The organism is Microbispora sp. NPDC004025 (assembly GCF_053604425.1).
In genome coordinates this window covers 681,682-702,474 of the sequence record NZ_JBSGHN010000003.1, presented here as the reverse complement: position 1 = coordinate 702,474, position 20,793 = coordinate 681,682, and the positions used below count along the sequence as shown (strand labels likewise).

Here is a 20,793-nt window from a genome sequence, read left to right as displayed (position 1 = left end):
CCATCAGCGTCGAGCGGGTTCGGCCTCGTTCTGCTGCTCGCCGCCACGGTCGGGGACGAAGCGGTAGCCGACGTTGCGGACCGTTCCGATGAGCGCCTCGTACTCGGCGCCCAGCTTGGCCCGCAGGCGCCTTACGTGCACGTCCACGGTCCGGGTGCCGCCGAAGTAGTCGTAGCCCCAGACCTCCTGCAGCAGCTGGGCCCGGGTGAAGACCCGGCCCGGGTGCTGGGCGAGGTACTTCAGCAGCTCGAACTCCTTGAACGTGAGGTCCAGCGCGCGCCCGCGCAGCCGGGCCGTGTAGGTCGCCTCGTCGATCGTCAGGTCGCCGCTGCGGATCTCGTCGGGGACCTCCTCGGCGGCGGCCAGCGCCAGCCGTCCCACCGCCATGCGCAGCCGGGCCTCGACCTCCGCCGGTCCCGCGGTGTCGAGGAGCACGTCGTCGACACCCCATTCCGCCGACATCGCCGCCAGACCGCCCTCGGTCACGATCGCCATCAGCGGGGAGGTGACGCCGGTCGTCCGCAGCAGCCGGCACAGGCTCTTGGCCTGCACGAGCTCGCGGCGCGCGTCCACCAGGATGGCGTCGGCCGGGGGCGTGTCGATCAGCGCGGAGGCCTCGGCGGGCGCGACCCGCACCGAGTGAAGCAGCAGTCCGAGGGCCGGGAGCACCTCCGCCGACGGCTCCAGAGCGTTGGTCAGCAGGAGCAGATTGCTCACATGAGCCTCCTCGCACCATGTCGGCTCGGCGCCGTTTGCAGCACTGGAAACCGCGACAGCCGTACAAACACGTAAGGACCCGGGGGCCACATCGCCCGAGTCCATAATTCGTAGGGTAGCCCACACGAAGTTTGCGTCCAATGAGCGTCACCCGTGTGAACAACACGTCACGTGCTTTACCGCCGTAACGTGACGGTGACGGAGAGCTACCGGCGGGTGGCCGGGAATCGAGGGGAGCGGCGCGTCATGGCCAGGGGAACGATCCGCTACTGGGCGGCGGCGAAGGATGCCGCGGGCGTGCCTGAGGAGGCGTTCGACGCCGAGACACTGGGGGACCTGCTCGCGCAGGTCTCACGCGACCCGGCCGTCGAGCGCGTGCTGCGCCGGTGCTCCTTCCTCGTCGACGGCGCCCCGGCGGGTACGCGCGATCCGGCGGCGATCGACCTGCCCGAGGGTGCCGTGGTCGAGGTTTTACCTCCCTTCGCCGGGGGATGAGGCACTACTCTGATCACAAAGGCGCCTTCGGAGGAGTCGGATGCGCAAGTTGGTCGTGGCCGTGACCCTGCTGGCCATCCTGCTCGTCGTGCTCGACCGGGTCGCCGTGGTCGGGGTGCAGCGTGAGATCGCCCGGCAGGTCGAAGCGAAGTACGACCTGGCACAGACGCCGTCGGTGCAGGTGAAGGGCATACCGTTCCTCACCCAGGCCCTCTCGGGCCGGTACGAGGAGATCGCCATCGGCATCGGCGAGGTGGAGCGGGAGGGCATCCGGCTCGAGCGCATCGACGCCACCTTGTACGGCGTCACCGCCCCGCTCTCCGATCTGATCCAGAACGCCGCCGCCACCGAGATCCGGGCCGAGCGCGTGACGGGGACCGTGGTCATCTCCCGGGAGACCCTGTCGGCCCGCGCCCCCCGCGGCATCAAGGTCGAGGGCACCGGCGACGACGCGCTCCGCGTCTCGGGCAATGTGAGCGTGCTCGGCAACCAGGTGCCGGTCACCGCCGACCTGAAGATCCAGGTCGTGCAGGGCGCGATACGGCTCACGCCCACCAACGTGAAGATCGCCGGCGGCATCCCCGTGCCGAACCCCGAGCGGCTCATCTCGTTCACGGTGCCGGTGAAGGACCTGCCGCTCAACCTCAGGATCACCCGGGTGAAGTCCACGAGCGAAGGGCTCGCGGTGCAGGGCACCGCGTCCGATGTCCCCCTCCGCTGAGGGCCCGCGTGACGATCGTCACACCGCTGAACCGCCGGGTCCCGGCGTACGTGATGAGGATGTGAGTCCAGCCGGAACCGCCGACGAGGAGCTCATACGCGCACTTTGGGAGGATCACGGAGGGCCGCTGTACGGCTACGTGCTGCGGTTGACCGGTGATCCGGGCAGGGCGGAGGACGTGGTGCAGGAGACGTTGCTTCGGGCCTGGCGGCATCCCTCCGGGCTCCAGGGACGCCCGGTTCGCGCGTGGCTGTTCACCGTCGCCCGCAACCTCGTCGTCGACCAGCACCGGGCCCGCAAGTCCAGGCCGCAGGAGACGGGGGACGAGGCGCTCGCCGTGCTGCCCGCCGACGACGAGCTCGAACGGGCCGTCGAGTCGTGGGGGGTGGCCGAGGCGCTGGCCTCGCTCAGGGCGGAGCACCGCGAGGTGCTCCTGGAGACGTACTACCGGGGGAGATCGGTGAAGGAGGCGTCGGAGATCCTCGGCATCCCGCCGGGCACGGTGAAGTCGCGGACCTACTACGCCCTCCGGGCGCTGAAACTCGCCCTGGAGGAACGGGGGCTGGCGCCATGACCTGCGAGGAGGTGCGGATCTCACTCGGCGTGTACGTGCTGGGGGCGCTCGACGCCGAGGAGACCGCCGAGGTCGAGGCCCACCTGGAGACCTGCGCGGCGTGCCGGGCGGAGCTGGCCGAGCTGTCCGGCCTGCCGCCGCTGCTGGCCCGTGTGTCGGCCGAGGACATCGAGCGCGCCGCGGCGCCGCCGCGCGCCGTGCTCGACGGCGTCGTCGCGGGTGTCGTCTCGGGTGTCTCCAAGAGTGTTCCGGAGAGCGTTCCCGAGGGTGTTCCCGAGGTCGCGGCGGCGTCGGTCCCGCCCGCCGGCCGCAAGCGCCCGTCCCGGGTGCTGCTGGCGCTCGCCGCGTCCGTCGTGGTCGCGGCGGTGGGCGGCACGGCGTGGTTGTCGGCGGCGCAGGACGTCTCGGACGACGCCGCATCGGTCGCCGCGGCGCCGGCCACGCAGAGCGCCGTGGGCGGGGCCGCCGACTCGGCGGCCGCCGGCCAGGCGCCCGCGGCGCAGCAGGACGTGCCGGAGCAGCGGCTTTTCGACCTGCGGGAGCCGGCCGCGTCGTCGCCGGGACCCGAGCGGTCGCCGGGCGCCGTGGCGAAGAAGGTGGAGGACCCGCCCGCGGAGGCCACCGTCACGGCGCCGCCCGAGGCCCGCGGGCGCAGCGGCGACGCGCGCATCGCCGTACGGCTCGTCCCGCAGGACGGCGGGACGCAGGTCGTCGCCAGGGTCGCGGGAGTTCCCGCGGGCACAGTCTGCACGTTGCGCGCGGTCGCGAAGGACGGCACGGTCTCGGCCCTCGGCAGCTGGACCGTGGGAGCGGGGGAATACCGCGGGCAGAAGATGGTCCTCGAAGGCTCGACGGCGTTGCGGCCGGGCCAGATCGACCGGATCGAGCTCGCCGACTCGGGCGGCCGCGTCCTGGTGACCGCCACGCTGTGACCTTCCCGTGATCTGGTACGGGAATCAGCCTTACCGGGCGTACGGTTGCACACCGTGATGGCAGGTGTCTCGACCCTCGTGGCCACGCTCGTCCTGGGCGTGGTAGTCGGACTGGTCCTGAGACGGCGTGACGGGAGGATGCGGGCCGTGGAACACGCCCCGGTGACGAGCGCGGATCTCGGCGCCGACCTCGGCGAGCGCGCCACGCTGGTGCAGTTCTCGACCGCGTTCTGCCAGCCGTGCCGGGCCACTCGCCGGATCCTGGGCGAGGTGGCCGCCCTGGTGCCCGGCGTCCGGCACGTGGAGATCGACGCGGAGTCGCGCCTCGACCTGGTCAGGCGCTTCGAGGTGCTGCGCACCCCCACCGTGCTCGTCCTGGACGAATCGGGCAACGTCGTGAAGAGGGCGGCGGGCCAGCCGCGCAAGGCCGACGTGATCGCGGCCCTCGGCGCGGCCGTGGACGGCGCGTCTCATGGGCCGTCTCATCCATCGGACAAGGTGTGACAGATGCCGAGACGGAAGGTACTGTCATGACCATGACTCCCACGACAGAGCTGCTCACGAAGCGGCGCGCGGTGGACTTCTGCCGCGTCGCGACCTCGCTCTGTCGCATGGCCTGAGGGTGATTCCTGCGGCTTCGTGCCGCGTTCCAAGAATCCTTCAGGAGCATCCCCACGATGCAGATCGACCCTCGTGGCCCGCGTTTCGGCGCGGCCGTGACCAGCCTGGTCCTCGCGGCCGTACTGGTCACGCAGAATCCCTGGCTCCTCGCCGCGCAGGCGCTCGTCTTCGCGCTCGGCGCCGCTGACGCGTCGCCGTACGGGCTGGTCTTCCGCCGGTTCGTACGTCCGAGGCTGGGGCCGCCGGCCGAGACGGAGGACGCGGCGCCGCCGCGGTTCGCGCAGGCCGTCGGGCTGGGGTTCGCGATGGTGGGACTGATCGGATTCGCGGTGGGGATCACCGCACTGGCCTTGGGTGCGACAGCAGCGGCACTGCTGGCCGCCTTCCTCAACGCAGCGTTCGGCTTCTGCCTGGGCTGCGAAACGTACCTGCTCATTCGCCGTCTACAACCTGGGAGAATCCAATGAGCCGCTCCGCCGTTCTGGTGGACGCCGACTGGGTCGAGGCCAACCTCGACACGCCGGGTGTCGTGCTCGTCGAGGTCGACGAGGACACCAGCGCCTACGACAAGGGTCACATCCGCGGTGCCGTGAAGATCGACTGGAGGACGGACCTGCAGGACCCGGTCCGCCGCGACTTCGTCGACAAGGCCGGTTTCGAGGCCCTGCTGTCCGCCAAGGGCATCGCCAACGACGACACCGTCGTTCTGTACGGCGGCAACAACAACTGGTTCGCCTCCTACGCCTACTGGTACTTCAAGGTCTACGGCCACGCGAACGTCAAGCTGCTCGACGGCGGGCGCAAGAAGTGGGAGCTGGAGTCCCGCGAGCTGGTCGAGGACGTCGTCGAGCGCCCGGCCACGCAGTACGTGGCCCAGGAGCCGAACAACGACATCCGCGCCTTCCGCGACGACGTCGTCGCCGCGATCGGCAAGCAGAACCTGGTCGACGTGCGCTCGCCCGACGAGTTCACCGGCAAGCTGCTCGCCCCGGCCCACCTGCCGCAGGAGCAGGCGCAGCGCGGTGGCCACGTGCCCACCGCCCGCAACATCCCGTGGTCCAAGGCGGCCAACGACGACGGCACCTTCCGCTCCGACGACGAGCTCCGCGAGCTCTACTCCGGCGCCGGCGTGGACCTCGCCAAGGACACCATCGCCTACTGCCGCATCGGCGAGCGCTCCGCGCACACCTGGTTCGTGCTGCACGAGCTGCTCGACCAGCCCAACGTCAAGAACTACGACGGTTCGTGGACCGAGTACGGCTCGCTCGTGGGCGTGCCGATCGAGTTGGGGGAGGCCCGCTGATGACCACCCAGGGTTGCGCTGCTCCTGAGCAGACCGTCGCGCTGCCGGCCGGTATCGACCTGTCCAACCAGGCCGTGATCCAGGGCGTCGTGTCCGGCGCCGGCACGGCGTACGCTCGCCTGCTGGACCACAGCGGCGAGTTCACCGGCGAGGTCGTCGTCTCCGACGAGGGCATCTTCCGCTTCTTCGCGGCTCCCGGTCAGTGGACCGTCCGCATCATCGCCGGCGGCGGCGTCACCAAGGACGTCCCCGTCGAGGCCAAGCTCGGCGAGGTCGCCCAGCTCTCGGTCGCCGTCTGATCCACCGCTTCACAGAAGGCCGGTCCGTTCCCGCGAACGCACCGGCCTTCTGCGCGAGAGGTGATGTTCAGTTTACCCTGCGTGACTAAACGTTTCGTATTACGTTTGCTACCGTGGAGGTGCACAAGGCCGCGCTCAAGCACGGCATCGCCTACGAGGACGTGGTTCACGCGACAAGGGGGTTCCTCATTGCCTATCCCCTCGCTCGCGAGGATGAAGAGGGGCCGCGACGGGAGCTGCGACTCGGTCCGGACCGTGCGGGGAACCTGCTGGAAACGATCGTGCTTCACCTCGATGACGGCCGGGAACTCGCTATACATGCGATGCCCATGAGGCGGAAATACCGGGATCTCTTGCAAGGGGGATCGAGGAGGGAGCATGTCTAGGATGGACGAAGACGTTCCGACCTCGAATGGCGTGCCGGTTACGGACGAGCTCATAACCGCCCTGGCGGAAGAAGCCGAAGAGGGATACGACGTGGAGACGCTTCGTCGCCGGGGAGGCAGGCGTCCCATCGGTTCCGCGCCTGCCGATGTGGTTCCGGTGAGGCTCGATCCCGAGTTGCGCTCCGCTTTGATCACAAGGGCCAAGCGCGATCAAACCAGCGCCAGCGAAGTCATTCGCCGAGCACTGCGCGCATGGCTTCACGTGGCCTGACGCGTCAAGGCCGCCAGGAGGAGCGGGTGGATCGCGGAAACGCGCTCTCAGGTGGCGACGGGGTGATCGGGCGCAACGCGAGGTAGTTGGAGGTGTGACCCGATAGCATGCGGCAGGTGTCCGGAACGTCCGCACTTGCCGCCCCTCGCCAGGATGCCGCGCCGCGCCGGGCCTCCTGGGCGCTGTCGCCGTACGCGCTGCCGCTGAACGCCCTGCGGATCCTCGCGAAGTGCGCCCTCCCGCTGATCCTCTGGTTCTCGGCCGGACGGCTCGTGCGGTGGGCGCTGCTCCTGCTGGCCGCCACCATCTCGCACGGCTCGTGGTACCAGGCCCGCCTCGTGGTGGTGATGTTCCTCTTCACGCTGGTCGTGATGACGTCGCTCGCGACGACCGTCGGCATGCTGTACGTCATCCGCGAGGCGCTGCTGGAGACGCAGGCCCGGCGCGCGGGCGGCGAGGCCAAGGAGAGCCTGCTCAACGCCCTCAACCGCACCGCGCTCGTCTTCGCCGGCATCTACACGACCTGGGGATTCGTCGCCGAGGACGCTCGCGAGTTCTCGGGCATCGACATGATGCGGCAGCCGGACCGGTACGTGCTCGATGCCGGCAGTGGGGATGACAGCGGGGTGGCGGCCGGGCTGCTCAACCTCGACCCGAAGGTCTCCCTGGCGGCGATGGCGGTCGCCTACGTGCTGAAGTGGTACTTCGGCCGCCGCCACGAGGCGAAGGAGGGCCGCTACTCCGGCATGCTGGCCACGTTCGGGGAGCTCGCGTTCGCGTTCTACGGGATCAACGCGGTCGCCGCCGCCGTGGGGGCGCGCTCCGACTGGATCGGGCAGCGGTCGGCTGTGGCCGCCTGGCACGACTTCGCGGCCAAGGCCGAGGAGAGCATCCCGGGGTGGAAGCCGGTCTCGGAGTGGCTGGCCGGCGTCTGGCCGTACGTCATCGACGCCCTCGCAATTCCGCTCGCGTGGCTGACCGTCGGCATCCTCGTCTACGGCGCCTACGCGGAGGACACCCGGACCACGATCAGGGGAACCCGCCTGGAGCAGGCGGCGGTCCACCTGGAGCGCACCCACAACTGGACGCGTCTCGCCCTCGTCAAGCTGAGCGCAGGCTGGACCGGCCGCTGGATCCCGCTGCTCAACTCCCTGCGCCTGACGGTGCGTGGGGGCGCCCCGCTGTTCGGGCTGTTCGCCCTCTGTTACGTCGGCCTGCACATCGGCGGCGACTTTCTCCTCAGGGCGGGTCGCTATCTCACGGCGAGCGAGGAGCCGTACCTGTGGTTCGCGACCGGTGTGCCGGTCGTCTATGTGGCGGACCTGATCGTGACCCTGGTGACGATGTGCCTGATCGCCGCCACGTTCGACCTCGCCGCGACCCGCAGCAGGCTCACCGGCGGAACCGGAGAACCTGATCGTCCCTCTCCGTCGACGTGAACGCCGCCTTCACGAAATCTTCGGCCGACTGCTCGGGCACGTCCCGGTAGCTGCTCGGCCGCAGGGCGACCTCGACCTCGTCGGCCACGGAGGGCGGGACCACCCCCATGAACTCCAGCCGGTACGGCGTGCCGACCTTGTTGTCCTTGACGTCGGGTGGCGTCTCGTCGTTCACCTTCTCCATCTGCCAGGTGCGCCCGGCCCGGTCGGTGAACTTGACCTCGGCCGGCGCTCCGTGACGAATGGCGCCTTCCGCGTCGAGCGCGGTCCTGGTCGCCACGACCTTCAGCCACTGGCGGTCCGACCGCTCCGGCTTGCCGGTGGGGTCCTTGATCTTGTCGACGGTGACCCGCCACGACACGTGCTGCCATACTCCCGCCTGGCCGGGCTGCACGACATGGACGATGTCAGCGGGGCGGCCGTACTTGTAGGCCTGGTAGCCGAACAGCGTGGGGGCGCCGACCGCGAGCACGATGGACAGCACGGTTCCGCCCGCCAGCAGGCCCGTACGCCGCCTCGCCGGCGCCGGGGGCGCCTCCGCGGCGGGCGGCTCCGGGGGCGACTCGGGGGGTGCCTCCGGGGGCGCCTCCGCAGGCGGGGGAGTGGGCGCGAGCGCCGCGGGAGGCGGCTGCCGGTTCGTCCGCAGCGCCGGGAAGGGCTGGGTGGACCTGTCCTCCCCTTCGGGCTCCAGAGGCGGCCACACGCGCAGGTCCGTCGGCGGCTTCAGCGTGCCGGGGATGGGTACCGCGGGTGGCGCCGTCGGCAGGGGCGGGGGAAGCGGCCCGTTGTAGGTGATGTCCGTCATGTCGGAGGGCTGCTCGGCCGGGGGAGCGAACCAGTCACGCGCCCTCCTCCGAGGGGCGCCGTTCCTCGGCGGGGTTCCATCCATGGGCGTATCGGTCATCGGCTCGCGCTCACGAGTGAGTGGTGGTCCTCCGCCTGTGAGATCAGCCGGGCGGCGGCGCCGCCGGACAGCCCCAGGTCGATCTGCGCCTCGGGCGCGTAGTTGTCGCTGACCAGCGGGCTGACGGGAGGGATGAAGACGAGGTTCGCGCCCGCCACGGCGTCTTTCGGCACCTCGAAGACGAGTAGCCCACTGGACCAGAACCCCGGCTGGATGTACCTGTTGAACAGCGTCAGCGTCTCGTTGACCTTGTCCGTCGGCTGGTAGCGCCGGCCGTCCGCCGTCAGGAGGACGGGGGGCGCGAGTTTGCTCAGCCTGAAGGGCTCGCGCGTGCTCGTGGCCGAGACGTCGACCAGCAGGAACAGGTTGCTCGTGGCCACTTCGGTCACTTTGTTGGAGTAGTCCGTGGTGTCCACGGCCCGGGCGGCCTTCACGGACAAGACTTTCACCGCGTAGCGCTTGGTCTCCACGGTCTCGCCGGCCCGGCCCTTGTAGGTGAGGTACGAGACGCGCTGCTCGAAGGACATCGAGAAGTTCTGCTGGGCGTAGACCGCGGCAGCCGCGAGCGCGATTCCCGCCAGTCCCGCGCCGACGCGCCGCATCAGTCCGCGCCGGGGTGGCTTGCGGGCCGCGGCACGACGGGAGGTGCGGCGCTCCGCCTGAGTGACCGCCATCAGGCGCTCTCCTTCCGTACGGGAAGGGTGATCCGCGTGGCCACCTCGGGCTCGAAGGGACCGTCGTCGTCCTTGTACGCGCCCGCGAGCATCCAGTCATGACCCTGGTTGAGCAGTCCGAGTCCCTCGTACGCGAACGAGCCCACGTCGAGGCTGATCTCGGGAGGCGCGGTAGCGGTGGGCTCGAGTTCGTACTTCACCACGACCGTCGTGGTGATGCCGGGATGCAGCTGGTGGCTCTCGACGCCGAGACTGAGCACGGAGACCGTTGGGCCGTACTTCGTCTTGATCTCCGGGCGGGTCCGCAGGAGGGAGCTGGCGAAGGTCGTGCTCTGGGTGAAGCCCTTGCCGGGCTCCGGCATGACGCCGACCGAGGCGGTCTCCTTGCCCATGTTGGTGACCTTGAGGACGAGCTCCAGGTAGCGCTTCGTGGTGCCGAAGTCGCCCTTCTCGGTGGTGTCGATCGCCTTGATGAACTGGGTGTGGAACCGCCCCTGATCGATCACGTCTCCGGGCGAGACCGTGGCCGGGGGCTTCTCCGGGGCCTCCGCGAAGCCGCCGAAGGCGGCGGTGACGCCGATGCCCACGACGGCCAGCGCGGAGGCGACCGGGACGAGGACCGGGCGTCGTCGGCGGGCGCCATTGGGGGATGACGTCATGGCAGTCGATCGTAGTACGACCACACTTGCCCCATTGGTCGCATTGGTTCGGTCCCCCGGGCGGAAATACGTCCGAATGGCGAGAAGCCCGCCCTGACAGGGCTTCCAGCTCCTACGCTGTGACCGAGGCGGACATGGAGGGCCCGTGGGCGACCCGCACCCCGAGCATGCCCAGTTGCAGGCGGACCGGATCTACCTGGGCTGGCAGTATGCGCTGCTGTACCCGGATCCCGGGCCGCCGCCGAAGCGACCGGCCAGGGAGGACGTCACCGAGCCTCCGGTGGACACCGAGTGGGTCCATCGGGAGCGGCTGCAGAAGGACCTGCTCAACCGCCCGGTCAAAATCTTCCGTACGTTCATGGCCGTGGTGGCCGCGGGGATCCTGATCCTCGGCGTGACCGGACTGCTCACCTGGTCGTTCGTGATGCTCGGCCTGGTCGCCGCGGGCGGCGTGGCCGCCATCTGCACCTACGCCATCCGGCAGGGAGACCGTACGGTCAACGAGCGGCTCGACGAGCGCCGCCGCAAGGCGCTGCGCGAGCAAGAGCGCCGCCAGCGGGAGATCGTCACGGCGCAGGAGGAGCACGCCGCGAAATACCGCGACTGGGCCGAGAAGAAGAGCCGCTTCGACCAGCAGATCAACTGGTACGCCGTGGCGGTGCCCGACGAGATCGACCGCGTGGACGTGGCCGGGGGCACGCTGACCGGCTGGTCGGCGCTGGTGACGCTGATCGGCGCGACGCGCCTCTACAGCGGCGGGCACCTGACCGTGCTCGACCTGTCGGAGGGCGCGATCGCCAAGGACCTCATCGAGCTGGCGCGCCGGGGCGGGGACGACCCGCTCGTCTGGGTGCTCCCGGTGGACCTGCCCCGGCTCGATCTGGGCTCGACGCTCAAGCCCGAGGCGTTCGCCGACGTGCTCGCCCACGTGGTGAGCGTCAGCGAGGAGACCAGCAGGGACATCGGCTTCGACAACGCGATCCTGGAGCGCGTGCTGGAGGTCCTGGGCGAGAACGCCACGATCAGCCAGGTCACCGCCGCCCTGCGGGCCCTCGCCCAGGTGGGCGACCCGCGCGACGACATGAAGTGCGGCCTGCTCACGGCGTCGCAGCTCGAACGCATCGGCACGTTGTTCGGCCGGGGGGTGGCCGACCGGGTCGTCATCGAGCGGGCCTGGGCGCTGGAGTCCCAGCTGCGCAAGCTGGAGACGCTGGGCTCGGAGGCCGTACGGCTGCCGCCCGCGCGGCTGCGGGTCGTCAGCATGGACCGGCAGGCGGGGGTCTTCGGCAACCGGGTGCTCGGGACCTACGTCGCGACCGCGCTGACGCACATCCTGCGTCAGTCGCCGGCCAGCGAGCGGCCCTGGTATCACACGATCATCGTCGCGGGCGCGGACAAGCTCCGCGGCGACGTGCTCGACCGGCTCATGGACGCCTGTGAGACCTCGCGCACCGGGCTCGTGCTGACCTACCGCAGCCTCACCCCGACCGTACGGGAGCGGCTCGGCCGGGGCCACGCGGCGGTCGCGTTCATGCGCCTGGGCAACGCCGAGGACGCCCGCGTGGCGAGCGAGCACGTCGGCACCGAGCACCGCCTGGAACTCGCACAGCTCACCGAGACGTTCAGCTCCGCGGTCAACGGCCCGAGCGGCTTCTACACCTCCACGGTCGGCGAGAGCCGTACGGAGGGGGAGGAGAAGGGCGAGGGCGACCTGCGGGAGGACATCACCGAGTCGACCGAGTGGGGGCGGCGCGCGCCCACGGTCGCGGACGGGGTGCTGCAGCGGTCACGGGAGTTCCTGGTCGAGCCGCACCAGCTCCAGCAACTCCCCACGACCTCCGTGATCATCACCTACTCGACGGCCGAAGGACGCCAGGTGCGCCTCGCGGACGCCAACCCGGCGATACTCACCTTTCCCAAGACGACGCTGGGGGAGTTCGAGGAGATCCGGCGGGCGGCCCTGGCGCCCGCGGAGCCCGAGCCGGAGCCGGAGCCGGAGGAGCCCATGCTGCCCGACGTGCCCCCGAACCTGGGCCCCCCGCCACCCCGCCTCGACTGGCGCAAGCGGTCATGACCGCCGCCCAAACGTCACATGCGGCCATGACACCGTCCGTTGCTGGTAAGGGCATCGTCAACACGGCTGTGCACAGGTGATCGTTGATGGAGTCTCTCCCCTGTTCGTCGTCAATCGAGGGGTCTCATGCACGCGTTCCCCCTGAGCGGGCCGTGGTACCGGATCCAGGCCATCACGGCGCCGTCGCGTAGTTCGTCGGCGGAGTGGGACTTCGTCACCGTGCTCCCCGCGGTGCTGTCCGCCGCGCAGCGCAACCGGCCGTTCGTCATCGGCTGGCTGTCGCGGGGGTCGGGTGCGCCGCTGGAGCTCATCACCAACGCGGGGCCGCTCACACCGCCCAAGCCGCCGCGGCGCGCGGCGACGGCGCCCGAACCGCCCGTCACCGGTCCGCAGCCGCTGCTGTTCCCCGGCGGCGCGCGCGGCGTGGAGATCGGCGACGAGTGGCTGGCCGATCTCGCCGACCTCGTCTGGACGCCGTGTCCCGGCCGTCAGGCGCCGCCGCTCTACGGCAGGCGCGAGCCGGAGCCCGACGAGACCAAGCGGCCCACGTTGTTCGAGTCGACGCTGGTCACGCTCATGTCCCGGCCGTTCGCGTGGGTGGTGGTCGCCGAGCCGACCGACCTGCTCGACGCCGAGGTGGCCCATCTGCGCACCCAGCTCAACGTGCTGCGCCAGTACGGCGACGCCTCGGAACGGTCGCGGTTCGACGCCGAGCGGGCCGAACGCAGGATGCAGGAGCTGGACGCCTTCCGCGAGGCCGGGCTGTGGAACGTCCGGGTGCTCGCCGGCGCGGCAGGCCCCGACGAGCTGCGCCAGATCGCGCCGGTGCTGGTCGGCTCGGTGGAGATGAGCCACCACCCCTACCGGCTGCGCAGCGCGATGTCGCTGCCCGCCCTGACCGGCGACGGCACCTGTGAGTCGGTCTACGGCTTCGGCGAGGCGCTGACCGTCGACCTCCAGGATTCGGCCGACGGCGCGGCGGCGCCGTTCGCGGCGACGGCCGGGGCACTCGCCGCGCTCGCCGGGCTGCCGCGCCGCGAGGTGCCGGGCGTCCGGGTGCTCGACGCGGGCTTCTTCGACGTGACCAGCGAGGCCGAGGTCGAGGGCTCGGCGGAGACCGTCGACCTCGGCGCGATCGTCGACGGGCAGGACCGCGCCGTCGGAACGTTCCGGGTGCCGCTCGCCACGCTGAACCGCCACGCCTTCGTCACCGGCGCCACCGGCTCGGGCAAGTCGCAGACCGTACGTCACCTGCTGGAGCAGCTCACCAAGGCGGGCATCCCGTGGCTGGCCATCGAGCCGGCCAAGTCGGAGTACGCGGCGATGGCCGGCCGGGTCGAGCACCTCGCGCCGCTGACCGTCATCAACCCCTCGGCGCCCGACAACGTGCCGATCAGCGTCAATCCGCTCGCGCCCGAGCCCGGCTACCCGGTGCAGGCCCACATCGACATGGTCAGGGCGCTGTTCATGGCGGCCTTCGACGCCGAGGAGCCGTTCCCGCAGATCATGTCGCTGGCGCTGCAGCGCGTCTACGAGGCCAACGGCTGGGACGTGGTCACCGGCGGCGGCATCCCGGGGGCGGCCGTGCAGCCGGCCGTGCCGACCCTGGAGCAGCTCCAGCAGCACGCGCTGGAGGTCATCCAGGAGATCGGGTACGGCAACGAGGTCCAGGCCGATGTCGAGGGTTTCATCAGCCTGCGCCTGCGGAGCCTGCGGGTGGGCAGCGCGGGCCGGTTCTTCGAGGGCGGCCACCCCGCCGACATCGGCGGCCTGCTCCAGCGCAACGTCGTGCTCGCCATCGAGGACGTGGCCAACGACGAGGACAAGGCGTTCCTCATGGGCACGCTGATCATCCGCATCGTCGAGCACCTGCGGATGCGCGCCCGCTCCGAACCGCGGGGCGAGGACGGCGCGGGCGGTCTGCGGCACGTCATCGTCATCGAGGAGGCCCACCGGCTGCTGCGCGACCGGGGCTCCCAGCGGGCCTCCACCCACGCGGTCGAGCTGCTGGCCGGGATGCTCGCCGAGATCAGGGCGTACGGCGAGGGCATCATCGTGGCCGAGCAGATCCCGACCAAGCTCGTCTCCGACGTCGTCAAGAACACGGCGCTGAAGGTGGTGCACCGGCTCCCGGCCGAGGACGACCGGGCGCTCGTCGGCGCGGCGATGAATCTCAGCGAGGACCAGTCGCGCCAGGTGGTGTCGCTCCAGCCGGGCTTCGCCGCGGTGTTCGCCGACGGCATGGACCGCCCGCTGCGCGTCCAGGTGCCGCTGGGCGAGGACCGCGAGCGCGAGACGCTCGGCCCGGTGCCGCCGATCTGCGGGCGCCGTTCGGCCGCCTGCGGGCGCGAATGCCGTACGGGGAAGGCCTGCACGCTGGTCGAGCTGCGCGAGGCCGACCTGCTCGCGGTGGCCCCGGAGTGGGCGTGGCTGCGGATCTGGACCGACACGGTCGTCCTGGCGTTCGTGACGAACCGGTCGCTGCCCGGCGTGCCGCGCGTGCTCGCCGACATCTGGGCGGAGCTGCCGGCCAAGCGGCGCGAGTGCCTGCTGGCCACGCTGGTCGAGCGGTCGGTCTCGCGCCGCGCCTGGTCGCTGCGCACGTGGTTCGACCCCGCGCTGCTCACCGAGAAGGCCGCCGAGGTCGCCGCCGGACTGCTGGCGGCCGGCCAGGCGGACGGCGCGGAGGGCGACCCGCCGATGCGGGCGGGCGACCGGCCGGGCGCCGCCTGGGTCATCCCGCAGGTCCGCTGGCTGCACGAGGTGGACCGGTTGTTCCCGTTCGGCCATCCCGCGCCCAACCTGCGCAGTCCCGCCCCGGCGATGGAGTATCCGCTGTTCGGCACCGACCCCGCCGGCCGGCCCTACCCCCACCAGGGGGTCAACGGCGCCGAGCCGGCCGAGGGCGGGGTCGCGGTCGGCGTGCGCACCGAGCTGCTCGGCCACCGCGCCAAGGCGCTGCGTCACCACCCGCTGTCGATGGAGGTGGACCGCAACCGCGCGCTGGCCTGGCGGGTCATCCTGGGCGACGACGAGCACGAGGGCATCCAGCGGGACGTGACGACGGTCGCCATCGGGGTCGAGCCGCGCGAGCGGGTCAAGTACGTGGCCCAGACGATGAGCGCGGGCTGGCTGGAGACCGTGCTGTCCTGGCCGCGCCGTTTCGTCCTGCCGTTCGACGGCGACACCCCCGCCGAGCTGTCCTTCGGATCGTGATCCTCGGGAGGGCCATTAGTATCGCGGCATGAGTCAGCTACCGTTGCGGGCGCAGCTCGCCAGCGCCCTGGGCCGCACGGCCGCGACGCTGTCCAGGGCCACCGGGCGTGGCGACGGCTCGGTGATCGGCGGCAGGGTCGGCCTCATGCTGGAGCCCGACCTGCTGCGCAAGCTCGCGGCCGACCGCAAGCTCGTCCTGGTCAGCGCCACGAACGGCAAGACCACGACGACGCGTCTGATCACCTCGGCGCTGCAGGAGTTCGGCGACGTGGCGACGAACGCCTTCGGGGCCAACATGCCCGCCGGGCACGTGTCGGCACTCGCCTCCAACAAGGACGCGCCGTACGGCGTGCTGGAGGTCGACGAGAAGTACCTCCCCGAGGTCCTCGACACCACAGAGGCCGGCATCGTCTGCCTCATGAACCTCAGCCGCGACCAGATGGACCGGGCCGCGGAGATCTGGCTGCTGGCCCAGAAGTGGCGCCGCGCGCTCGCCGGCAGGCCCACCCACGTGATCGCCAACTGCGACGACCCGCTGGTGACCTGGGGCGCCTCCACGGCCGCTCAGGTCACGTGGGTGGCCGCGGGGCAGCGCTGGCGTGAGGACTCCTGGTGCTGCCCCGAGTGCGGCGGGCCGCTCGACCGTGCCGGGTTCGGCAACGGCGGTCAGGGCCTGACCCCGGCCCAGTTCGCCGACTCGCGCTGGGCGTGCCGCGAGTGCACCTTCCGCCGGCCCGAGCCGAGCTGGGTGCTCGACGGGGAGTACGTGACCGACCCGCGCGGCCAGCACTGGCGCCTGGACATTCAGCTCCCCGGTCAGGCCAACCGGGCCAACGCCGCCGTCGCGCTGGCGGTCGCCGAGACGCTCGGCCTCGATCCCGCCCGGGCGCTGCCCAGGCTGCGTGCGGTCACCTCGGTCGCCGGGCGTTACACGACCGTAGAGCGGGACGGCCGGTCGCTGCGGCTGCTGCTGGCCAAGAACCCGGCCGGCTGGCTGGAGGCGTTCGACGTCGCCGACCCGGCGCTGCCGATCATCCTGTCGGTCAACGCCCAGGGGCCGGACGGCCGCGACACCTCCTGGCTGTGGGACGTCGACTACCGCATCCTGCGCGGCAGGCCCGTCCTCGTCACCGGCGAGCGCCGCCTCGACCTCGCGCTGCGGCTGGCCGTGGCCGGGGTCCCCTTCCAGCTCTGCGACTCGTTCGAGCGGGCGGTGGCGACGCTGGCGCCCGGCAAGATCGACGTGATCGCCAACTACACCGCGTTCCAGCAGATCCGAGCGGAGTTCGGCCGTGCAGTCTGAATTGTCCATCGTCTGGATCTATCCCGACCTGCTCAGCACGTACGGGGACCAGGGCAACGTCCTGGTGCTGGAGCAGCGGGCCCAGGCCCGGGGCATCCGGACCAGGACCGTCCACGTGCGCTCGTCCGACCCCGTCCCGCAGCAGGGCGACATCTACCTGATCGGCGGCGGCGAGGACCGGCCGCAGATCCTCGGGGCCGAACGGCTGCGCCGCGACGGCGGCCTGCACGCCGCGATCCAGCGGGGTGCGGCCCTGCTGGCGGTCTGCGCCGGCTACCAGATCATGGGCACGGTGTTCGGCGGCGAGGAGGGCCAGCCGGTGCCCGGCCTCGGGCTGCTGGACATCAGCTCGGGGCGCGGGGAGCGGCGCGCCGTCGGCGAGCTGGCCGCGGAGGTCGACCCCGCGCTGGGGCTGCCCACGCTGACGGGGTTCGAGAACCACATGGGCGTGACGAGGCTCGGCCCCGGCGTGCGCCCGCTGTCGCGGACGATCGTCGGCACCGGCAACGGCGACGGCACGGAGGGCTGCTACGCGGGCCGCGTCATCGGCACCTACCTGCACGGCCCGGCGCTGGCCCGCAACCCCGCGCTGGCCGACCTGCTGCTGAGCTGGGTCACCGGGCCGCTGCCGACGATCGACGACAGCTGGTATCAGGCGCTGCGCGACGAACGCCTGCGCGCGGTGCTGCCGAGCTGACCGGCCGGTGACTGCGGCCGGTCAGTAGATCAGCGCCTGCACACCCTCGCCCAGGGCCTCCTCGACGAACGTGGAGGCCCCGGCGATGCGGACGCCGTCGATCACGTCGTCCACGGTGATGCCCCTGCGGGCGGCGCACTGGGTGCACAGCGTGACCCTGCCGGCCGCGAGCACGGCGTCGAGCATGTCCTCCAGCGGGGCGGCCTCGGCCAGGGTGAACTCCTTGGCCCGTCCCGGCAGCGCGAACCACGAGGACTCGCCGGTCAGCCACAGCGAGACCGGGACTCCGCTCGCCAGCGCGGCCGCCGCGACCGTGAACGCCTGGTTGCAGCGCTCCGGGGCGTCCGCGCCGGCCGTCACCTTGATCACCAGTGATCGTGCCATAGCCGAAAGCCTAGTCCGCCGGGGTCGGCGCCGCGCTGCCGCCTGCCGTACAAGTTGGGCAATCCGTACATGCCGCGCATGGTGCGAGGGTCCGTGCGCACGGCTCTAAGCTCGTCTCCATGGACGTACATCCCGACCTCGAGCCGATCGCCTTCCTCCTGGGCCGCTGGGAGGGGGCCGGGGTGATCGGCTATCCCACCATGGAGAGCGCCAACTTCGGCCAGGAGATCGTCTTCGGGCACAACGGGAAGCCGTTCCTGACCTATCAGAGTCGCACGTGGCTGCTCGACGCGGAGGGCGCCAAGGTCCGGCCCCTGTCCACCGAGACGGGGTTCTGGCGGATCCAGCCCGAGCGCCAGATCGAGGTGTGCCTCGCGCACCCGACCGGCATCGTGGAGATCTACGTGGGAGAAGTCGTCTTCCACAAGATCGAGCTGCGTACGGACGTGGTGGCGCGGACCACGACGGCCAAGGAGTACAACGCGGGCCACCGGCTCTACGGCCTGGTCAACGGCAATCTCATGTACGCCTACGACATGTCGGCGATGGGGCACCCGCTGCAGTCGCACGCCTCGGCGGAGCTCAAGCGGGTCGGCGACTTCGAAGAGTAGGACTTCGACGAGTACGAGTAAGGGAAAAGAAAGAACCCCGGGCGCGCTCCGCCTCCTGACGAGGCGGGCCGGCTGGACCATGGCCGGGGACGGAAGTCCGCGGCCGCCGGCTGCCCGGGGTTCCGGTGACTGTCGAGGATTCGCCGGGACGTCGTACGACATCCAGACGGAAGGTCCAGATGGACGAGTCCTAGCGGACAGCCACCTCGCTAGCCCAAGAATGATCAACCATTGTTTGGACCACCTCCCTTCTGCGTGCCTTCACGCTATGCGAGCGGCGCGGGCGCGGGCAAACGATTAATCCGGCGAACTTTCCTCTCCTCCTGCGACAGCCCGGGAGATGCACCGGGCGCGGCAGGGGAGCGCTCCGATGTAGGGCACGTTTCGCCGGGTACGACCTAAACTCTGGGGCATGGCCGAGACTTGGCACGAGGAGCTGCGGGCGCGCGGCTACCGGATCACCCCCCAGCGTCAGCTCGTGCTGGAAGCGGTCACCGAACTCGGGCACGCCACCCCCGAGGACATCTGTTCGCGCGTGCAGCGGACGGCGAGGGGCGTCAACATCTCGACCGTCTACCGGACCCTGGAGCTGCTGGAGGAGCTCGGGCTGGTCACGCACACGCATCTCGGGCACGGCGCCCCCACTTACCACCTCGCCTCCGAGGCCGACCACGTCCACCTCGTCTGCCGGGGCTGCGGAGAGGTGACCGAGGTCCCTCCGGGCATGGTGGACGGCCTCGTCTCCACCCTCGACACCGAGCTCGGTTTTGCTACCGACGTCCGTCATCTCACCGTTTTCGGCAATTGCCGGAAATGTCGACTTTGATAATCACAGCCCGCTTTGGGAGGGTTGCCTACGGGTAGCGTGACGAGTGGCGCACCACGCCGATTCGTCAGGAGATGAGCGTGACCGTTCCCGCGGAGGCCGCCAGGCGGCGCATAGTGGATCTCTTCCTGTCCAGCGAGGAGCGGTTGCTCCAACGGTGGACGCAATTGTCCGGAGCGTCCCTGGACGAACTCCGTGATCTCTACCAGGCGTTGCGCACGGCGCTCCGTGGCGAGGAAGGCGACTTCGCCGACGTGCGCGGGCTGCTCGCCGAGCTCTCCCGCGCCCGCGTCCGTCAGGGGTACACGCCCTCCGACACCGCGCGGCTGGTGTTCTCGCTGAAGGAGGCGTTGTACGAGGTGGTCGAGGACGACGGAGGCCCGGAGGCGCTGCGCGGCTTCGTGTGGTTCTCCCGGCTCGTCGACGACCTCGGTCTGTACACCTTCGAGACCTACTCCACCGCCCGCGAGAAGATCATGCTGGACCAGGCCGAGCAGCTGCTCGAACTGTCGACGCCGGTGGTGAAGCTGTGGGAGGGCATCGTCGCCGTACCGCTCGTCGGCACGCTCGACTCGGCCCGCACCCAGGTCGTCATGGAGAAGCTGCTGCAGACTCTGGTCGAAACGGGCTCGGAGCACGCGGTCATCGACATCACCGGCGTGCCGGCCGTCGACACGCAGGTCGCCCAGCACCTGCTCAAGACCGTCGTCGCGGCCCGCCTGATGGGCGCGGAGTGCGTGATCTCCGGCATCCGCCCGCAGATCGCGCACACGATCGTCACGCTGGGCATCGAGTTCGGCGACATCGTCACCAAGGCCTCGCTGGCCGACGCGTTGTCGTACGCGCTGAAGCGGAGCGGCGTGGAGATCATGGGGGCCGCGCGGACGCGGGTCGCGGTCAGGGCGGAGCGCGCCTGATGGAACGTGTGCCGATTCTCAAGCTCGGCGACATCCTGATCGTCTCGATCCAGATCGACCTGGACGACCAGAGCGTGCTGGCCCTGCAGGAGGATCTGGCGGACATGGTGGTCTCCTCGGGAGCGCGAGGGGTCATCATCGACATCACGGCCGTGGAGATCGTCGACTCGTTCATCGGCCGGATGCTGTCCACGATCGCCGCGATGACCCGCATGCTCGACGCCGAGACCGTGGTCGTCGGCATGCGTCCCGCGGTGGCGATCACACTCGTCGAGCTCGGCCTGTCGCTGGGCGGCGTGCGCACGGCGCTCAACCTCGAAAAGGGCGTCGCCATGCTGGAACACGTCAGGGGCGCCGCCGGGTGAGCGGGCCCCGGGAGCTGCCCATCGCCACGAACGGTGACGTCGTGCTCGTACGTCAGCAGGTCAGAAGCCTCGCGGCCGAGATCGGGCTCTCCCTGGTCGATCAGACGAAGATCGTGACCGCCGCCAGCGAACTGGCCAGGAACGCCCTCGTGCACGCGGGAGGCGGCCGGGTGCTCATCGAGGTGCTGGAAGGCGGGCGGCGGTCCGGGCTACGACTCGTCTTCAGCGACGAGGGGCCGGGAATCCCGGACGTCGACCAGGCGCTGACCGAGGGCTGGAGCACCGCCGGGGGTCTGGGGCTCGGGCTGAGCGGGTCGCGGCGGCTCGTCGACGAGTTCGACCTCGTCTCCGCTCCCGGTGAGGGGACCCGCGTGACGGTGACCAAGTGGGCCCGGTGACTCGGTG

26 protein-coding genes are annotated in these 20,793 nt (G+C 70.7%); 21 read left to right on the top strand and 5 right to left on the bottom strand.

Annotation, left to right across the window (positions count from 1 at the left end; genetic code table 11):
• Positions 1 to 3: 3 nt before the first annotated feature.
• Positions 4 to 717 carry a winged helix-turn-helix transcriptional regulator gene (locus ACWEQG_RS11495; RefSeq protein WP_346227418.1) on the bottom strand — a complete coding sequence of 238 codons (714 nt, stop codon included), beginning with the start codon at positions 715 to 717 and terminating at the stop codon, positions 4 to 6.
• 246 nt (positions 718 to 963) lie between these two features.
• On the opposite strand from ACWEQG_RS11495, the gene ACWEQG_RS11490 reads away from it, so the two are divergent.
• The 12 genes from ACWEQG_RS11490 (at position 964) to ACWEQG_RS11435 (ending at position 7,758) form a co-directional block, all read left to right on the top strand.
• A complete protein-coding gene (locus ACWEQG_RS11490; RefSeq protein ID WP_169987494.1) occupies positions 964 to 1,212 on the top strand; it encodes a MoaD/ThiS family protein in 249 nt (82 codons plus the stop codon).
• 40 nt (positions 1,213 to 1,252) lie between these two features.
• Complete coding sequence (locus tag ACWEQG_RS11485; RefSeq protein WP_452283811.1) at positions 1,253 to 1,933, top strand: LmeA family phospholipid-binding protein; 681 nt, start codon at positions 1,253 to 1,255, stop codon at positions 1,931 to 1,933.
• A gap of 61 nt (positions 1,934 to 1,994) precedes the next feature.
• On the top strand, positions 1,995 to 2,507 hold the full coding sequence (locus tag ACWEQG_RS11480) for a sigma-70 family RNA polymerase sigma factor (RefSeq protein ID WP_256862628.1): 513 nt from the start codon (positions 1,995 to 1,997) through the stop codon (positions 2,505 to 2,507).
• Positions 2,504 to 3,439, top strand: a complete 936-nt coding sequence (locus ACWEQG_RS11475; RefSeq protein WP_452283809.1) for an anti-sigma factor family protein — start codon at positions 2,504 to 2,506, stop codon at positions 3,437 to 3,439. The genes ACWEQG_RS11480 and ACWEQG_RS11475 overlap by 4 nt, the downstream gene beginning before the upstream one ends.
• A gap of 138 nt (positions 3,440 to 3,577) precedes the next feature.
• Entirely contained in the window at positions 3,578 to 3,943 is a 366-nt protein-coding gene (locus ACWEQG_RS11470; RefSeq protein WP_363461509.1) for a TlpA family protein disulfide reductase, read from the top strand.
• A 26-nt stretch (positions 3,944 to 3,969) separates the two neighbouring features.
• Positions 3,970 to 4,059 (top strand): putative leader peptide, encoded by a 90-nt coding sequence (locus ACWEQG_RS11465; RefSeq protein ID WP_310742276.1) that lies wholly within the window; start codon positions 3,970 to 3,972, stop codon positions 4,057 to 4,059.
• A gap of 57 nt (positions 4,060 to 4,116) precedes the next feature.
• A complete protein-coding gene (locus ACWEQG_RS11460) occupies positions 4,117 to 4,527 on the top strand; it encodes a DUF4395 domain-containing protein (protein ID WP_363461438.1) in 411 nt (136 codons plus the stop codon).
• Positions 4,524 to 5,363 (top strand): sulfurtransferase, encoded by an 840-nt coding sequence (locus tag ACWEQG_RS11455; RefSeq protein ID WP_363461440.1) that lies wholly within the window; start codon positions 4,524 to 4,526, stop codon positions 5,361 to 5,363. Before ACWEQG_RS11460 ends, ACWEQG_RS11455 begins: the two co-directional genes overlap by 4 nt.
• On the top strand, positions 5,363 to 5,662 hold the full coding sequence (locus tag ACWEQG_RS11450) for a DUF1416 domain-containing protein (protein WP_030510411.1): 300 nt from the start codon (positions 5,363 to 5,365) through the stop codon (positions 5,660 to 5,662). Before ACWEQG_RS11455 ends, ACWEQG_RS11450 begins: the two co-directional genes overlap by 1 nt.
• 113 nt (positions 5,663 to 5,775) lie before the next feature.
• A complete protein-coding gene (locus tag ACWEQG_RS11445; RefSeq protein WP_452283807.1) occupies positions 5,776 to 6,048 on the top strand; it encodes a hypothetical protein in 273 nt (90 codons plus the stop codon).
• A 1-nt stretch (position 6,049) separates the two neighbouring features.
• On the top strand, positions 6,050 to 6,319 hold the full coding sequence (locus ACWEQG_RS11440) for a ribbon-helix-helix domain-containing protein (RefSeq protein WP_452283805.1): 270 nt from the start codon (positions 6,050 to 6,052) through the stop codon (positions 6,317 to 6,319).
• A 116-nt stretch (positions 6,320 to 6,435) separates the two neighbouring features.
• A complete protein-coding gene (locus ACWEQG_RS11435; RefSeq protein ID WP_452283803.1) occupies positions 6,436 to 7,758 on the top strand; it encodes a hypothetical protein in 1,323 nt (440 codons plus the stop codon).
• Here ACWEQG_RS11435 and ACWEQG_RS11430 read toward each other — a convergent pair.
• The 3 genes from ACWEQG_RS11430 to ACWEQG_RS11420 form a co-directional block, all read right to left on the bottom strand.
• Complete coding sequence (locus ACWEQG_RS11430; RefSeq protein ID WP_452283802.1) at positions 7,712 to 8,563, bottom strand: hypothetical protein; 852 nt, start codon at positions 8,561 to 8,563, stop codon at positions 7,712 to 7,714. The two genes, ACWEQG_RS11435 and ACWEQG_RS11430, sit on opposite strands and share 47 nt — an antisense overlap.
• A 95-nt stretch (positions 8,564 to 8,658) precedes the next feature.
• Positions 8,659 to 9,336 carry a DUF4352 domain-containing protein gene (locus ACWEQG_RS11425; protein ID WP_452283800.1) on the bottom strand — a complete coding sequence of 226 codons (678 nt, stop codon included), beginning with the start codon at positions 9,334 to 9,336 and terminating at the stop codon, positions 8,659 to 8,661.
• Positions 9,336 to 9,995 carry a hypothetical protein gene (locus ACWEQG_RS11420; protein ID WP_452283798.1) on the bottom strand — a complete coding sequence of 220 codons (660 nt, stop codon included), beginning with the start codon at positions 9,993 to 9,995 and terminating at the stop codon, positions 9,336 to 9,338. The genes ACWEQG_RS11425 and ACWEQG_RS11420 overlap by 1 nt, the downstream gene beginning before the upstream one ends.
• Before the next feature lie 145 nt (positions 9,996 to 10,140).
• Between ACWEQG_RS11420 and ACWEQG_RS11415 the strand changes: the two genes are divergently transcribed.
• From ACWEQG_RS11415 to ACWEQG_RS11400, 4 genes are all read left to right on the top strand, one after another.
• Positions 10,141 to 12,069, top strand: coding sequence for a hypothetical protein (locus tag ACWEQG_RS11415; RefSeq protein ID WP_452283796.1), 1,929 nt, complete (start codon positions 10,141 to 10,143; stop codon positions 12,067 to 12,069).
• A 126-nt stretch (positions 12,070 to 12,195) separates the two neighbouring features.
• A complete protein-coding gene (locus ACWEQG_RS11410) occupies positions 12,196 to 15,285 on the top strand; it encodes an ATP-binding protein (RefSeq protein WP_363461454.1) in 3,090 nt (1,029 codons plus the stop codon).
• Positions 15,286 to 15,313: 28 nt separating this feature from the next.
• Positions 15,314 to 16,588: a MurT ligase domain-containing protein gene (locus ACWEQG_RS11405; protein ID WP_452283794.1), complete on the top strand. Its 1,275-nt coding sequence runs from the start codon at positions 15,314 to 15,316 to the stop codon at positions 16,586 to 16,588.
• On the top strand, positions 16,578 to 17,285 hold the full coding sequence (locus ACWEQG_RS11400; RefSeq protein ID WP_363461458.1) for a type 1 glutamine amidotransferase: 708 nt from the start codon (positions 16,578 to 16,580) through the stop codon (positions 17,283 to 17,285). Before ACWEQG_RS11405 ends, ACWEQG_RS11400 begins: the two co-directional genes overlap by 11 nt.
• Positions 17,286 to 17,306: 21 nt before the next feature.
• Here ACWEQG_RS11400 and ACWEQG_RS11395 read toward each other — a convergent pair whose 3' ends face one another.
• Positions 17,307 to 17,669, bottom strand: a complete 363-nt coding sequence (locus ACWEQG_RS11395) for a DsrE family protein (protein ID WP_169987347.1) — start codon at positions 17,667 to 17,669, stop codon at positions 17,307 to 17,309.
• A gap of 119 nt (positions 17,670 to 17,788) precedes the next feature.
• On the opposite strand from ACWEQG_RS11395, the gene ACWEQG_RS11390 reads away from it, so the two are divergent.
• The 5 genes from ACWEQG_RS11390 (at position 17,789) to ACWEQG_RS11370 (ending at position 20,786) form a co-directional block, all read left to right on the top strand.
• A complete protein-coding gene (locus ACWEQG_RS11390; protein WP_346227433.1) occupies positions 17,789 to 18,280 on the top strand; it encodes an FABP family protein in 492 nt (163 codons plus the stop codon).
• A 412-nt stretch (positions 18,281 to 18,692) separates the two neighbouring features.
• Positions 18,693 to 19,106 (top strand): Fur family transcriptional regulator, encoded by a 414-nt coding sequence (locus tag ACWEQG_RS11385; protein WP_363461461.1) that lies wholly within the window; start codon positions 18,693 to 18,695, stop codon positions 19,104 to 19,106.
• A gap of 74 nt (positions 19,107 to 19,180) precedes the next feature.
• Entirely contained in the window at positions 19,181 to 20,023 is an 843-nt protein-coding gene (locus tag ACWEQG_RS11380) for an STAS domain-containing protein (RefSeq protein WP_452283792.1), read from the top strand.
• Positions 20,023 to 20,388 (top strand): STAS domain-containing protein, encoded by a 366-nt coding sequence (locus ACWEQG_RS11375; protein WP_169987339.1) that lies wholly within the window; start codon positions 20,023 to 20,025, stop codon positions 20,386 to 20,388. The genes ACWEQG_RS11380 and ACWEQG_RS11375 overlap by 1 nt, the downstream gene beginning before the upstream one ends.
• Complete coding sequence (locus ACWEQG_RS11370) at positions 20,385 to 20,786, top strand: anti-sigma regulatory factor (protein WP_452283790.1); 402 nt, start codon at positions 20,385 to 20,387, stop codon at positions 20,784 to 20,786. Before ACWEQG_RS11375 ends, ACWEQG_RS11370 begins: the two co-directional genes overlap by 4 nt.
• Positions 20,787 to 20,793: the final 7 nt, after the last annotated feature.